At 64.8% G+C, this 14,487-nt stretch carries 11 protein-coding genes; 3 read left to right on the top strand and 8 right to left on the bottom strand.

The window, feature by feature from the left end:
- Positions 1-1,211 precede the first annotated feature (1,211 nt).
- The 5 genes from purL to CHEID_RS01790 all read right to left on the bottom strand — a co-directional run bounded on the left by purL (position 1,212) and on the right by CHEID_RS01790 (position 8,063).
- Positions 1,212-3,638 (bottom strand): phosphoribosylformylglycinamidine synthase subunit PurL, encoded by a 2,427-nt coding sequence (purL, locus tag CHEID_RS01810; RefSeq protein WP_181645922.1) that lies wholly within the window; start codon positions 3,636-3,638, stop codon positions 1,212-1,214.
- Positions 3,639-3,738: 100 nt separating this feature from the next.
- Positions 3,739-4,410 carry a phosphoribosylformylglycinamidine synthase subunit PurQ gene (gene purQ / locus CHEID_RS01805; protein ID WP_112769612.1) on the bottom strand — a complete coding sequence of 224 codons (672 nt, stop codon included), beginning with the start codon at positions 4,408-4,410 and terminating at the stop codon, positions 3,739-3,741.
- Complete coding sequence (purS, locus tag CHEID_RS01800; RefSeq protein WP_112769611.1) at positions 4,410-4,682, bottom strand: phosphoribosylformylglycinamidine synthase subunit PurS; 273 nt, start codon at positions 4,680-4,682, stop codon at positions 4,410-4,412. Before purS ends, purQ begins: the two co-directional genes overlap by 1 nt.
- Positions 4,683-4,938: 256 nt before the next feature.
- Positions 4,939-5,625 carry a polysaccharide deacetylase family protein gene (locus CHEID_RS01795; RefSeq protein ID WP_238599333.1) on the bottom strand — a complete coding sequence of 229 codons (687 nt, stop codon included), beginning with the start codon at positions 5,623-5,625 and terminating at the stop codon, positions 4,939-4,941.
- Between the two features lie 95 nt (positions 5,626-5,720).
- Positions 5,721-8,063 carry a S9 family peptidase gene (locus tag CHEID_RS01790; protein ID WP_112769609.1) on the bottom strand — a complete coding sequence of 781 codons (2,343 nt, stop codon included), beginning with the start codon at positions 8,061-8,063 and terminating at the stop codon, positions 5,721-5,723.
- 193 nt (positions 8,064-8,256) lie between these two features.
- Between CHEID_RS01790 and CHEID_RS01785 the strand changes: the two genes are divergently transcribed.
- Positions 8,257-9,090: a GDSL-type esterase/lipase family protein gene (locus tag CHEID_RS01785; RefSeq protein WP_112769608.1), complete on the top strand. Its 834-nt coding sequence runs from the start codon at positions 8,257-8,259 to the stop codon at positions 9,088-9,090.
- A gap of 78 nt (positions 9,091-9,168) precedes the next feature.
- On the opposite strand, the gene CHEID_RS01780 is transcribed toward CHEID_RS01785, so the two are convergent.
- From CHEID_RS01780 to purD, 3 genes are all read right to left on the bottom strand, one after another.
- Positions 9,169-10,062, bottom strand: coding sequence for a phosphoribosylaminoimidazolesuccinocarboxamide synthase (locus CHEID_RS01780; RefSeq protein ID WP_112769607.1), 894 nt, complete (start codon positions 10,060-10,062; stop codon positions 9,169-9,171).
- 79 nt (positions 10,063-10,141) lie between these two features.
- Positions 10,142-11,584: an adenylosuccinate lyase gene (purB, locus tag CHEID_RS01775; RefSeq protein WP_112769606.1), complete on the bottom strand. Its 1,443-nt coding sequence runs from the start codon at positions 11,582-11,584 to the stop codon at positions 10,142-10,144.
- Positions 11,584-12,861 (bottom strand): phosphoribosylamine--glycine ligase, encoded by a 1,278-nt coding sequence (gene purD, locus CHEID_RS01770; RefSeq protein ID WP_112769605.1) that lies wholly within the window; start codon positions 12,859-12,861, stop codon positions 11,584-11,586. The genes purB and purD overlap by 1 nt, the downstream gene beginning before the upstream one ends.
- A gap of 32 nt (positions 12,862-12,893) precedes the next feature.
- Here purD and CHEID_RS01765 point away from each other — a divergent pair, with 32 nt between their 5' ends.
- Both CHEID_RS01765 and CHEID_RS01760 read left to right on the top strand, forming a co-directional pair.
- Entirely contained in the window at positions 12,894-13,334 is a 441-nt protein-coding gene (locus tag CHEID_RS01765) for an HIT family protein (RefSeq protein WP_112769619.1), read from the top strand.
- On the top strand, positions 13,321-14,484 hold the full coding sequence (locus tag CHEID_RS01760; RefSeq protein WP_238599332.1) for an esterase/lipase family protein: 1,164 nt from the start codon (positions 13,321-13,323) through the stop codon (positions 14,482-14,484). The genes CHEID_RS01765 and CHEID_RS01760 overlap by 14 nt, the downstream gene beginning before the upstream one ends.
- The last annotated feature ends 3 nt before the right edge of the window (positions 14,485-14,487 follow it).

The raw sequence follows: 14,487 nt of genomic DNA, 5'->3' as shown, positions 1-14,487 counted from the left end.
GCGGCAGTGCGGACCGCTAGAAAGCAGTACCGATTGACGCAGGTATAACACGCCGAACTGGTCGGGCTTTCCGACCGCACCGTCCGCACGATTGAGCAGGGTTCCGGGAGCCCGAGTTTGAACGCGATTGTGGCGACCCTTACCGCGCTCGAATTGCGCCTTGAAGTCAGGTCATCGTGAGTTTTACAGACCTCTGCTTCGCTGCGGGTGCCGATTGCGGCGGTACGACTGGCGGCGCAATTGGCAGCATCGATAGTGCTACAGTCGCAGCGTGGAACTAGTTCGAAGTCGGCTTCGATAAGAGTTGTACTCTCAGAGCGACTGAAGGAGCTACCAATGGTGGCCTCACAGAAACAGCAGCGTCCCGCATCAGCTGGACGCCTTCACCTGATCGCAACGGCGCTTGTAGCTACGGCGGTGCTGACCACGCATTTTCCTATGGCTTGGGGCTAGCCGTGGCTTTGCCTAGTTCAACCCCATCTCCGTGTCACAGTTTTGTACCGCGATAATCTTCTACATTTTAGCTCTTAGAAAAAAGTCACCCACGCAGGGTTGACACTCGAGCGGGCGCGAGGCTGGGCGCAAAAGCCCCCGAACAGCCCCCTAATTCCCCCACGCATGGCGTGCGGCCTTCCCGCTCAGCGGATTGAATTACCACCTTAGCTGATACCGTAGATTGCGAGGATTGCAAATAGTGTGATCGGCCACGCAAACGCGGTAAGTACAGAGAAAAACCCCAGCGTCCACGACCTCTGCCTCACGGCGGTTATGAGACCATACAACACGGATCCGATGAGTAGGACCCAGTAAACGATAACGAGTGCTGCCGGGAGCCGGTCACCCATGAACGGAGTCAGCCCCCAGACTGCGAGGAGAGCTGGCCAGGCGACCGCGTGCTTAAAGGGCGCAGCGTGGGCAGGGGTGCCCGCTCCGCGTTCTCGATCCTTCCGTGAGTGGCTGTTGGCAATCATCGATCGTCATCCTTCTTGCCGCATGCCGTCCAGGCTGTAGCAATCGATCACGGTTACAGCGGCATACCTGCCTGCCTCCACCAGAATTTCTTGTATATAGGAGGGCTAGTGTTCATACGGTATCAGGTAAGAAGCATTGTTTCGACCGAGATGCTCGAGGTCCACCAAAGCTTCCGAAATAGTCTGGCGTTTTGTAACACTATGCTCTCCGACTATCACTCTCGACCGCAGCGCGTTGTCCTAGACCGCGGAATTCGCACCCACGGCCTGGCTGAACAGCGCCGGGAGGGTGGATTGCCAAGCCACGCGCAGCTCCTCCAGCGGGCAGAGAAGGTCCCGACCTTCGGCACCCTCCCCGTCGGCGGCAACCTGCCCATCGGCGGCAACCTGCCCATCGGCGCCCACGCCGCGGGAGCTGAAGTGCACCACGGGCTCCCCGGAGGCACCGGTAGTCCCTGTGCACCCGACAACGGCACCGGTGAGCCCAGTGGCGGCCACAGCCTGCATGACCTGACCCCGCTTCTCCGGGGCGACAGCCAGCAGCACTCGCCCGGCGGTCTCCGAGAACATCCCTACAAACATCGCCTCGACTTGATCCATCCCAGCGGACTCTAGGACGTCATCGGCCAGGCCAGCAGTCGGGGACACAGTCACGCCTGTGTCGGACTGGATCGCCATCTCCACCACGGCCTGCGCCAGGCCACCCTCGGACAAGTCGTGAGCGGCCACAAACAGGTCCCGGCGCTCGGCGAGGAAAGCCCCGAGCGCCCGGTGCTGCGCGAGGTCTACGCGCGGCGGTAGCCCGGAGAGCTCAGCGTGGGCCACCTGCTGCCAGATGGAACCGCCGAGTTCATCGCGCGTGTCGGCCCCCACCAGGACCAGCTCATAGTTCTGGACGGCGGGCAGCTTCTGTGGCGTCCGGCTGGTGGCGTCCTCAATCGTTCCCAAAACCGCAATGACCGGGGTGGGCAGGATCGCAACATCCCCCGTCTGGTTGTAGAAGGACACATTGCCGCCGGTCACCGGAATGCCGAGCTCCCGGCACCCATCGGCGAGCCCATGAACGGCCTCGCGGAACTGCCACATCACGCCCGGGTCCTCCGGCGAACCGAAGTTGAGGCAGTTGGAGACCGCCACTGGGGTGGCGCCGGTCGTGCAGACGTTGCGATAAGCCTCCGCGAGGGCCAGTTGAGCCCCGGTATAGGGGTCCAGCCTGGTGTAACGGCCGGACGCGTCCGTGGCAATGGCGATGCCCCGGTTGGTCTCCTCGTCGATGCGCAGAACCCCGGCATCCGCGTCCTTGGCCAGCACCGTGTTCCCACGAACGTAGCGGTCGTACTGCTCCGTGATGTACTCCCGAGAACACAGCGCGGGGGATGCCACCATGTCCAGCAGCAGGCTGCGCAGCTCTTGAATCGTCTGCGGACGGCGGAGAGCCCGGGTGCGGTTGAGGTCATCCTGGTCCGCCGGTCGGGCGATGGGGCGCTCGTACACGGGCCCCTCCTCCGCCATCGTGCGCGGCGGGGCATCCACGACCACTTCCCCCTGGTGTTGGATGATGAGCCGGCCGCTGTTGGTCACATGCCCCAGGTCGGAGGCGATGACATCCCACTTCCGGCAGATCTCCATGAAGGCGTCCACATTTTCTGGGGTGACCACGGCCATCATCCGCTCCTGGGACTCGGAGCTCAGGATTTCCGCGGCCGTCATTCCCGTCGCCCGAAGGTGAACCTTGTCCAGGTCCACGAACATACCGCCGTCCCCCGCGCTGGCCAGCTCCGTGGTCGCGCAGGACAGCCCGGCCCCGCCGAGATCCTGAATACCCACGACCACGCCGGCGCGGTAGAGGTCCAAGCAGCACTCGATGAGCACCTTCTCCGCAAAGGGGTCCCCCACCTGCACACTGGGCAGCTTTCGCTTCTGTCCCTCGATGAAGGTGTCGGAGGCCAGCACGGATACACCGCCGATGCCGTCCAACCCGGTGCGGGCGCCGAAGAGGATGACGCGGTTGCCCTCCCCGGAGGCGAAAGCCAACTTGAGGTCCTCCACTTTGAGGGTGCCCACGCAGAGGGCATTGACCAGGGGGTTTCCGGAATAAGATTCATCAAAGATGGTCTCACCACCAATATTGGGCAATCCCAATGAGTTACCGTAGCCGCCCACCCCGGAAACCACGCCCGGCAACACCCGCTTGGTGTCGTGCGCATCCGCCGCGCCAAAACGGAGCTGATCCATCACCGCCACCGGCCGTGCACCCATCGCCATGATGTCCCGCACGATGCCGCCCACCCCCGTTGCAGCCCCCTGGTAGGGCTCCACGTAGGAGGGGTGGTTGTGAGATTCCACCTTGAACGTCACCGCGTGTCCCCCGCCGATGTCCAGCACCCCGGCGTTCTCCCCGATGCCGGCGAGCATCTTCGCCTTCATCTCCTCCGTCGTCGTCTCCCCGAAGTAGCGCAGGTGCACCTTGGAGGACTTGTAGGAGCAGTGTTCGGACCACATCACGGAGTACATCGCCAGTTCCGCGTCGGTGGGGCGCCGACCCAGGATCTGCTTGATGCGGGCGTATTCGTCATCCTTGAGGCCCAGCTCGGCGTAGGGCTGAGGGGCATCCGGGTTCTGCGTCGCGCCGGCCACCGTGTCGTTGTGCACGGTGGTGTTGTGCACGGTGGGGTCGTTATGCACGGTGGGGTCGTTATCCCCGGTGGACTGGGGCTGAGGTGTGGGGCGGTCTGTGCTCACGTTAAGCGCTCCTCGGATTGGGATTTTAGGACACCAAAGTGGTCATGACAGAGCGCAGCAGCCCCAGACCATCGGTGGACGGGCCGGTGAGTTCCTCCACGGCGTGCTCCGGGTGCGGCATGAGCCCCACCACACGTCCGTTTTCGCTGCTCACCCCGGCGATGGAATTGCGGGATCCGTTGTGGTTCACGGCGTACCGGAACACCACTCGGCCGGAATCCTCCAGCTCCCGCAGCGTCTGCTCGGAGGCTTGAAAACGCCCCTCGCCGTGCTTGGAGGGCACGAGGATGCGATCGCCTTCAGAAAAAGCACTGGTCCAGGCTGTTTCCGTGTTCTCCACCTGCAGGTAGACATCTCGGCAGATGAAGTGCAGCCCGTCGTTGCGGGTCAGCGCTCCCGGCAGCAACCCAGCTTCTTGCAGGATTTGGAAGCCGTTGCAGATGCCCAGGACGGGGGTTCCCCGGTGCGCGGCATCCACCACGGTGCGCATTGCCGGGGCCAGGGCGGCGATGGCACCCGCACGCAGGTAGTCACCGTAGGAGAAGCCGCCGGGCACGATGACGGCGTCCACGCCACGGATATCCTCGTCCGCATGCCATAGCTCCACCGGTTGCGCCCCGGCAAGCTTAACGGCCCGGGTCGCGTCGACGTCGTCCAGCGTTCCGGGGAAGGTAATGACGCCAATCCGAGCGCTCATTACCGCACCTCCTCCGGGGTGGTGGCTGGTGCAGCAGTCCTGGGATCCACGATCTCGTAATCCTCGATGACAGTGTTGACCAGCAGCTCGGAGGCGATCCGGTCCAGTTCCTCCCGCGTCACGCTGTCCTCCACCTCCAGCTCGAAGCGCTTGCCCTGGCGCACATCGGAGACCCCGCTAATCCCCAGCCGCCCCAGCGCGCGGACAACGGCCTGACCCTGGGGGTCCAGGATCTCCTTTTTGAGCATGACATTGACGATGACTCGGGCCATGAGGCAGTAGCTCCCAGCTATAGTTGCGGCAAATCTGCGATAACGGTGTGCGCTCGAACGCCGTCCTGCACCGTTGCTGCCAGGTGCCGGGCGCACAAACACCCGCCCATCCTAACACCGCTGCGAGGTGTGCAAGCAGGTCACCTTTGCGCTGCTCACGGCCTCACAAAGTAGGTGAAACACTACGGGTGACAGAACAGTCCGCCAGTTGCGAAACGGGGCGGGGCGAATCTCCGGCGAGCGTCCCCAACGCGGCTTAGGCAGCGACCTGGAAGCTGCGGTCGGCGAAATGCGCGTAGCTCATCGGCGTGTATCCGCTGCCCATGAGGTCCTGCAGGATCCACTCAAGGTCTCCGGCCACGTCCTTCCGGCAGGCCTTACTGGCGGAGATGGACAACCGGACGTCCTGGCGCCGGTTGCTGTGTCTGCGCACGCTGTTTTTGACGTTACGACGCCACCACTTAGCGGCACCGAAACCATCCCCGAAGGCCAGCACGCGAACGTCCTGCTGCGTGCCCCGGTCCAGGTTGCGCACGGTGTAGGCGTCCGCAATGATCCCCATCCCCCGCCGCTGGGCGGCCGCCCGGGCCTCCGCACTGGCCAACCACCGGGACGGGGCGAAGATATCGGCGTGCAAACCGAGGGCGCTGAGCTGACGCTGGGCGGCGGTGATCCGCAGGGTCGACTCATGCTGCCCCAGCTTGTGAAACTCGGCAGCACCCCCGGCAGTCGCCAGGGGGCCCAGGCCGCCCAACAGTTGCTCGTGGCCCTGGACGACGGACTCGTGGATGAACTCCAGGGCGCTGGGATCGTTTTTCAGGTGCCACTTTTCCCGCTGCACGCTAAGCACCAGCCCGGCGCGGATTCCCATCTCCGCCGCAGCGTTCCTCATCCGCTCGGCCCCCACCACCGTCTCCTGCCGAATCCCCGTGATGGTGAACATTAGAGCGGGCGACTCCGACACGTTCATGCGGATAACCCTGCCCCGGGCAGGTGAATGGGCGGTGACCAGGGCGCAACCCGCACTTTAAAACCGCGTTAAGTTGTGCCCGCTCCCATGCGGTCGAGCTGCCACGCCGTTTCGAACGCCGACTGCCGCCACCCCTCATACCGGCCGGAGACCCCGCCGTGCCCCGCCTCCATCTCCGTCTTCAGCAGCACATCCGCCCCGGCGACGTGCCGCAGCTTGGCCACCCACTTCGCCGGCTCCACATACAGCACCCGGGTGTCATTCAGGCTGGTGATCGCCAGAATCGGGGGGTAGGTGGCAGACGCGGAAATGTTCTCGTACGGCGCGTACTCCGCCATGTAGTCGTACACCTCCACCTCGTGGTAGGGATCGCCCCACTCGTCCCACTCCGTCACGGTGAGCGGCAACTCCGGTTTGAGGATGGAGGTCAGCGGATCCACGAAGGGCACCACCGCGAGGATCCCCGCGAACCGGTCCCCCGCCATGTTCGCCACCGCCCCCATCAAGAGGCCACCCGCCGATCCGCCCTCCGCGACCATCCGCGTCGGGCTCGTGGTGCCCTCCTCGATGAGAGCATCGGCAACGGCCACGAAATCGGTGAAGGTGTTCTTCTTGTGCAGCCCCTTGCCGTGGTCGTACCACAGGCGCCCCATCTCCCCGCCGCCGCGGACATGGGCGACGGCGAAAACCACCCCACGCTCCATGAGGGACAACCGGAAGATGGAGAAGTAGGGGTCCATGGAGGCCTCGTAGGAGCCATAGCCGTAGAGCAAGACGGGGTGCCCCTCCGCCGGGGCGTTGCGCAAATCCACCGAGACGTGATGGACCAGGGACACGGGGACACGGGCCCCGTCTTGCGCCTGGACCCACCGCCGCTCGGCTACGTACTGGCTGGCGTCGAAGGGCTTCCCATCCGGGCCGGGCAGTACCTCTTGCTCCTTGCGCAACACGCGGCGTCCGCTGGCCACCTCCACGTCGTAAACCTGGGCGGGGGTGGTAAAGCTAGAGACCGCCACGCGCAGCACCGGCGCGTCCCACTCCGGGTTGCCGCCCGTTGTCACGCCCTCCAGCTCCTCACCGAATTCGAGGGGCTGGAAGCTCCCCCACCGGCCTTTAGCGGTGCGGAGGTCCATCACGTACACGCGCTCCACCGCGTTTTCCCGCATTTCCAGCACGATGTGGTCGCGGAAAGCATCCACGCCCTCCACCCGGGCATCGTCGCGGTGGGGCACCATGGTCTCGCAGTCGGCGAGGGAGGAGATGGGCCCCACCGGGTGCCGGGCCAATTCGCTGTTCACACCATTGCGGTTGTGGATGACCAGCCAATAGTCCTCGCCACCGACGTGAACGTGATCGACCCCGTACTCCACGCCCGCCTGGCGGGGCAACACACAGGTCAGATGCGGCGCGATCGGGTGGTCGGCGGCGGCAGTGGCGGGGTTCGTCGGCTCGGGCACGGCCCGCAAGTCCAGGTACCAGTTCTCACTCGTCACCTTGGAACCGGTGGAGATAATGAGGTAGCGCTCCGAGCGGGTAACCCCCAGCCCCACCCAGAAGCGCTCGTCCTTCTCCTCGAAGACCAGCTCGTCCTTGTCCACGGGGGTGCCGATGCGGTGGCGCCAGACCTGGTGGGGCCGCCAGGATTCGTCGACGCGCTGGTAGTACATCGTGTCCCTGCCCACCCAGGTAGCCCCGTAGAAGACGTCCTCGATGACGTCCGGCAAATCCTCGCCCGTGGTGAGGTCGCGAAACTTCAGGGTGAAGCGCTCATCCCCGGCGACGTCCACGGAGTAGGCGAGACGCGTGCCGTCCGTGGTGACGCTGGAGGCACCGAGGGAGAAAAACTCGTGGCCTTCCGCCTCGGCATTGCAATCCAGGAAAATCTGCTCGGCGGGGTGGGGGCGCTGCGGGTCGATCGTCGGGGGCTGCCATTGGGGGGAATTCAGATGGTCACCGGCGCTGTCTTGCGTGCCCTGGGAATCCTTGGGGGCTGTTGGATCTACTAGGGACGCCACCTCCACCGCGCCCGGCTCCGCACGCCCGGCGGGGCCGTGACCTTCCGACTGGCCCACGGGGATGCGGCACATCGCCGCGTAACTCTTACCTTCCGTGGAGCGGGAAAAGTACCACCAGTTTCCCGAACGCACCGGCAGAGAGAGGTCCGTCTCCTTCACCCGGGCTTTGACCTCATCGAAGATCTCGTCCACCAGTGGCTGCAGGTGGGCGGTTCGGGCCTTGGTGTAGGAGTTCTCTGCTTCAAGGTGGGCCCGGACTTCGGCGGAATCTTTGTCCCGCAGCCATTCGTAGTCGTCGGTAAAGGTACGGCCGTGGAAACTCCGCTGTATGGGCCGCCTCAGCGCCTCCGGAACTTTCGGGTGTCGCTCGCTGCACTTCTTATCCGCACTGGCCATAGGGGCCGATGATATCTGTGGCGGCATCCCTAAGTAGAAGCCAGGGGGTTGGAGCCTTTGGACCAGCCAAGACGAGCTCGTGTGGCGCCACAGGCTGCGAATCAACAGCAGCGAGAGATAGTCGCCGAGGACGCGGATGGGTGAACTTTCAAGGCGACCGTAACAATCTGAGCGAAAGTTAGATTATTCACATATGAGTTTGAGATCTGCTATCATCACCGCCGCGACTGCTCTAGCGTCATCCGCTATAGCAGTTTCCACGCCCACCGCCGCCGTGGCCGCACCAGGAAACACAGTCGTCATTGGGGATTCCCTCGCAGCAAACCCGGTAGCTCAGGATTATCTGGCCCAGCGGGGTATCCCTATACCGGGCGCTGGGCGGATGAATGGAGCAGGTTGCGCCACAGACTATCGGTTCAGTGGTACGTACTCGGACGCAGCCAAAGTAGCCGTGGATGACTTTACCTGCTCGGGTGCCTCCTACCGGACCGGTGGAGTGCACTTGAATGAGCTTGCTGGCCGGGCTACAAACGCAGGGGCTCTCAACGGGGCTACCAAAGAGGTCGTGCTCCTGGGAGGCGCTAACGACACCTACCCGTACGTCCTGAACCCCTCTCCCCTGCCGGTTCCGGTGATCGAGGATCAACTCCGTGTGGCTATCCAAGACACCATCCGCCAGGTTCGCCAGGCAGCCCCGAACGCCAGGATAAAGGTTCTTGGCTACCCGCAAATCAGCAACGGAGCTGGGAATGTATGCCTTCTCAACGTCATTCCCGGTCAACCGACGCAGGATCTCACAGTGCACATGGGAGAGATCGAGGCCGCTCTGCAGCGAGCAGGGCAGACCTCGGCCGCTAACGAGCGCGCTGCATTCGTAGACCTCAAGCCCGTTTCACAGGGCCACGAGATGTGCTCCAACGACCGCTGGATGGCCGGGGTTATCGACACGACTGCCGGCCCCCACAACCTCCCGTTGCACATGACCAACGCCGGGCTAGAGGCCGTAGCCCGCGTCGCCGCTCGCTAACCCTAGCTAGTAGTCGCAATCCCCTGCTTCGGCAGACAGCAGGTGGTTGCCCCCTAGGCGTGAGCGCCCAGCCGGACCTTAGGCGCGATCTCCCAGCCAGTCGGAAAACCGGCGCTGGGAGATTTTCTCGTAGGCCTCCACGTAGCGGCCTCGAGTTGCCTCCACCACGGATCCGGGCAACTCCGGCGGCGGGGTGGAAGAATCTCTGTCCCAACCGGATTCCGGGCCTGTCAACCAGTTGCGCACATATTGCTTGTCAAAGCTGGGCTGAACCTTCCCGGGAGCATACGTGTCGGCAGGCCAGTACCGGGAGGAGTCGGGGGTGAGGACTTCGTCGGCCAGCACCAGGTTTCCCTCGGGATCGAGCCCGAACTCGAATTTCGTGTCCGCGAGGATGATGCCCCGTTCTCGGGCCAAGGCGGCGGCCTTGGAGTAGATCTCCAGGGTCGCCGTCCGCAGCTCCTCGGCGCGCTCCGTGCCCAGCTCGTCGGCTACCACATCGAAGCTGACGTTCTCGTCGTGCTCGCCCAAGGCGGCCTTTGTCGCTGGTGTGAAAATCGGCTCCGGAAGCTGCGAGGCCTCCCCCAGGCCCTCTGGCAGCTCTACCCCGCAAACGCTTCCGGCGGCTCGGTACTCCTGCAGGCCGGAGCCGGTGAGGTAACCGCGGGCTACGCACTCGAACGGCAGCATCTCCAGCTTTTTGCACAGCATGGCCCGCCCCAGGACCGACTGGGGGATCCGCACATCATCAAGGGGGCCAGCCAAATGGTTGGGGAAGTCGATAGCGGAGAAGAAGAAGGCGCTCATGGCTGTCAGCACTCGGCCCTTGTCGGGGATTTCCGTGTCCAGCACGTAGTCGAAAGCGCTGATTCGATCAGTGGCGACCAATAGCAGGGTGGATGGGTCCACCTCGTAGATCTCCCGCACTTTACCTGCGGAAACGTGCTCGTAATCAGCCAGTTCAGGGCGCATGACTTGGGATTCTATCACTGGGAGAACCGGGCCTAACCGCCGCGGGCGACCACGATGTGGGGGCCTAGCCGGTGGGAACCTAGAGGATGTCCCCGGGGGTGTAGGTGGCGGCCTTCGAGTAGCGGTGCGTCCATTCCTGAACGCGATCGAGAACCCGCCCAACCTGCTGCTCGGCCGCACCGATAAATGCGGAGCGATCCGCGAGCGCGGCATCCAGTTGCTCTCGGTTTAACGGCAGCCGATCGTCCTGGGCCAGGCGCTCCACCAAGTTCTGTTCCGCCCCGCGCTCCCGCATGTCCAGGGCGGTAGCCACAGCGTGTTCCTTGACGATCTCGTGGGCGGTCTCCCGCCCCACCCCGGCCCGCACCGCGGCCATGAGGATGCGGGTAGTAGCGAGGAAGGGCAGATACCGCTCCAGTTCGCGCTCCACCATTGCCGGGAATACCCCGAACTCCTCGAGGACGGTGAGGAAGGTCTCGCACATGCCGTCGAAGGTGAAAAACGCATCTGGCAGCGCCACCCGGCGAACCACCGAGCAGAACACGTCTCCCTCGTTCCACTGTGCCCCGGCCAGGTCTGCGGCCATAGTGAGGTAGCCACGCAGCAGGATCTGCATACCGCCGACGCGCTCGCAGGAACGGGCGTTCATCTTGTGGGGCATGGCGGACGAACCGACCTGTCCCTCCTTGAACCCCTCCGTCACCGTCTCGTTGCCCGCCATGAGGCGGATAGTCACGGACAGCGAAGACATGGCCGCACCCAGTTGTGCCAGTGCGCTGATTGCGTCCAGATCCAGGCTGCGCGGGTACACCTGGCCCACGGAATCGAGGACGTGGCGGAAGCCGAGCTCGTCAGCGATGTCCTGCTCCAGAGCCGTGAGTTTATTGTGATCGCCGCCCAGAAGATCGAGGATGTCCTGGGAAGTTCCCATGGGCCCCTTGATCCCGCGAAGGGGGTACCGCTCCAGCAGGTCCTGGATTCGCTGGAGGCCGAGCAGCAGTTCGTCGGCGGCAGAGGCGAAACGTTTGCCCATCGTCGTGGCTTGGGCGGCCACATTGTGGGAGCGGCCCGCCATGACCAGCCCCTGGTACTCGCCTGCGTGGCGGCCGAGCCTTGCCAGGACGGCCACGGCCTTATCTCGGGACAGTTGCAGCGCCCGGAAAATCTGGAGCTGCTCTACGTTCTCCGTGAGGTCCCGAGAAGTCATCCCCTTGTGGATGTGCTCGTGTCCCGCTAGCGCGTTGAACTCCTCGATGCGGGCCTTCACGTCGTGTCGGGTGACCCGCTCGCGGGCGGCAATGCTGTTGAGATCGACGCGCTCAATGACCGCCTCGTAAGCGTCGAAGGCAGCCGCGGGAATGTCCACACCCAGGCGGCGTTGGGCTGCCATCACGGACAGCCAGAGCCGCCGCTCGAGGACGATCTTTTTCTCGGGCGACCAGATCTCCACCATTTCCGGGGAGGCATAGCGGTTGGCCAGGACGTTGGAGATCTTCTGCTTCGCGTCAGTCACGTGTTCGATTATCCCATACGGCCTTGAGGCCGAACGCTGATCTTGCCCTCCACCGCCGGTAGGGCGATATCACTGCGGTAGTGGCCACCCGGCAGCTCGATCGTCCGCAGGACCTCGTAGGCCGCAGCCCGGGCCGCCGCGAGGGTCTCACCCGTTCCGACGACGTTGAGCACCCGTCCGCCTGCCGAAACCAGCCTCCCGTCCCGCTCGGCCACACCTGCGGCGCGTATGCCCCGGTCCTCACCACCCGGCTGGGCCCCCTCGATGACGTCACCCTTCCGGGGATTCTCGGGATACCCGTCGGCGGCGAGGACCACGGTGAGCGCGTAACCCTCTTTCCACCGCAGGGGTTCCAGATCGGCGAGCGTGCCGTTGGCCACCGCTGACAGGACCCCACCCAAGGGGGTCTCCAGCAGCTCCAGCACCGCCTGGGTCTCCGGGTCCCCAAAACGGCAGTTGAACTCGACTACGCTCGGCCCCTCCGCACCCCACGCCAGTCCCGCGTAAAGCAGGCCCGAGAAGGGGGTGCCATCCTCCACCATCTGGCGTGCGACCGGAGCGACCACATCGGCCACTATCCGGTCGGTGGCGTCCTCAGGCAACCAATCCAACGGCGTATACGCGCCCATGCCCCCGGTGTTGGGGCCCTCGTCGTTATCGCGTACCCGCTTGTGGTCCTGGGCGGGCAACAGGGGCACAACGGTTTCGCCGTCCACCAGGCAGAACAGGGAGACCTCCGGGCCGTCCAGGAAGGTCTCCAGCAACACGGGGTTACCGGCCCGGTGCACGGCCTTGATGTGGTCCACGGCGGCCTGTCGGCCCTGGGTGACCACCACCCCTTTTCCGGCGGCCAACCCATCGTCCTTGACCACGAAGGTGGGGCCGAAGGTGGACAGGGCAGCGTCGATATCCTCCTGCGTGGCCCCCACCTCGACGCGCTTGGATCGGGCGGTGCTCACCCCCGCGCGGAGCATGACGGACTTGGCGAAGGTCTTGGACCCCTCGATCTGAGCGGCCTGCTTGCTGGGGCCGAAGACGGCGAAGCCCGCGTCGCGCAGCTCGTCGGCCAACCCCTCCACGAGCGGCACCTCCGGCCCGATGACCACCAGATCCGCCTCGACCTCGCGGGCGATGTCCAACGGTTGGCCCTCCGGGTGGAGGGTCGCGACAGCAGACATCCCGGCGTTGCCTGGGCTGACGTGAACTCCCGTCACCTGGGGGTCACGGGACAGCGAGTAGGCCAGGGCATGCTCCCGGGCACCATTACCGATGACGAGTATGCGCATGGTGGTCCATGCTACCGGGTAGCATCGGGCCCATGGCTAGCGTATTTACCAAGATCATCGACGGGGAAATTCCCGGTCGTTTCATCTATCGGGATGCGGACGTGGCCGCCTTCTTGACCATCGAGCCGGTGGCGTACGGCCACACCCTGGTGGTCCCCGTCGCGGAGGTAGACCGCTGGACGGACATGGACCCCGAGCTGTGGGCGAAGGTCAACGCCGTAGCCCAGCACATCGGCCAGGCCGTCATTCGCGCGTTCGACGCCCCGCGGGCCGGGTACCTCATCGCCGGGTTCGAGGTGCCGCACGCCCACATCCACGTGTTCCCCGCCGCCGATATGTCCGGTTACGACCTAAGCCGGGCCATGCGGGGGGACGACGTCGACCAGGACAAGATGGAGGACGCCGCCAGCAAATTGCGCGCCGAACTGCGCCAAGCCGGGGTTAGTGGAGTGGCAGCACGTGGCGGAGACTGACCCGGGCCCGAACCGGCCGCTGCAAGGCGATGAGGATGTAGAGGGTTCCGCACTACCCGGGGCGGAGCCGATCTTTGCGGACGAGACCGCCAACGAAGCCGCCGTCGCCGAGGCGGCCGTCGAGTCCACCTCCCAGGGCGTGGAAGCCGCCGGAATCGCGCCGGAGGACCTGGACGAATCGGATGAGGAGGATCCGGACCTCCACGAGAGCCAACAGGGGTTCTTCAGTCGTATCGGCTCCTCCTTCGCCTCCACAGGGCGGTTTATCTGGGACATCCCGGGCAACCTCACCCGAGCCACTCGGCCCGCGCTGCCACAAATTCGAGGGGCCATGCCCAACCCACCGCTGGGGGCGCGGCAAGTCTCCCACGGTTATGCCGATGATCTGTGGCAGGCCCGGCCGACGCTGGACCGGCCCTATCCGGTGGTGCTCGTCCACGGGACCATTAGCTCGAAGAATGTGTGGCAAAACCTGGTCCTGCGTTTGCGGGACGACGGCTTCGTCGTTTTCGCGCCGGATTATGGCGTCCACGGCACACAGGACATCCCCGCCTCCGCGGAGGACCTGGGCGCCTACATCGAGCAGGTGCTCTCCGCCACCGGGGCGGAACAGGTGGATATCGTGGGCCATTCCCAAGGGGGTTTGCTCGCGCGCTACTGGATCAACGAGATGGGCGGTGAGGACTACGTTCACCACCTCATCTCCCTCGGTTCCCCGCACAAGGGGACAACGCTGCTGGGCATGCTCGGCGGGATGTTGACGACGGAGATGACCCAGCGCATGGCAGCGGCAACGATCCGGCGGGTCTTCGGTGCGGCGGGCATGCAGCAGATCATGGGTTCCCCCCTACTGGACACCCTGGGCGCCGGGCCGGACACCCGCCCGCTCATCCGGTACACCTGCTACGCCACGCGCAACGATGCGACCGTGGTGCCGCACGAGAACTCCTTCCTCTCCGAGACGGAAGGGGCGGCCGTGACCAACCAGTACCTGCAGGACCTGGGAGTGGCGAGGGTTCGGCACGAGGATCTACCGACCCACCCGCAGGTGCAGGAGATCGTCCACCAGGCCCTGTTGGAGGCGCTCGATGAGGAGCAGCAGGACGACTGGGAAAACTGGCACGACTGGGCCGGGGTGGGCATCGCCTGACTG

This window comes from Corynebacterium heidelbergense (assembly GCF_028609845.1).
In the GTDB taxonomy this organism is placed as follows: Bacteria; Actinomycetota; Actinomycetes; order Mycobacteriales; family Mycobacteriaceae; genus Corynebacterium; species Corynebacterium heidelbergense.
The sequence above is the reverse complement of the archived record's forward strand: the minus strand, read 5'-3'. Positions and strand labels throughout refer to the sequence as shown.

Excerpts from the sequence above, each read along its gene's own strand:
- purQ (WP_112769612.1), bottom strand. The coding sequence starts at position 4,410 with ATGAGCGCTCGGATTGGCGTCATTACCTTCCCCGGAACGCTGGACGAC.
- purS (WP_112769611.1), bottom strand. The coding sequence starts at position 4,682 with ATGGCCCGAGTCATCGTCAATGTCATGCTCAAAAAGGAGATCCTGGAC.
- CHEID_RS01795 (WP_238599333.1), bottom strand. The coding sequence starts at position 5,625 with ATGTTCACCATCACGGGGATTCGGCAGGAGACGGTGGTGGGGGCCGAG.
- CHEID_RS01790 (WP_112769609.1), bottom strand. The coding sequence starts at position 8,063 with ATGGCCAGTGCGGATAAGAAGTGCAGCGAGCGACACCCGAAAGTTCCG.
- CHEID_RS01785 (WP_112769608.1), top strand. The coding sequence starts at position 8,257 with ATGAGTTTGAGATCTGCTATCATCACCGCCGCGACTGCTCTAGCGTCA.
- CHEID_RS01780 (WP_112769607.1), bottom strand. The coding sequence starts at position 10,062 with ATGCGCCCTGAACTGGCTGATTACGAGCACGTTTCCGCAGGTAAAGTG.
- purD (WP_112769605.1), bottom strand. The coding sequence starts at position 12,861 with ATGCGCATACTCGTCATCGGTAATGGTGCCCGGGAGCATGCCCTGGCC.
- CHEID_RS01765 (WP_112769619.1), top strand. The coding sequence starts at position 12,894 with ATGGCTAGCGTATTTACCAAGATCATCGACGGGGAAATTCCCGGTCGT.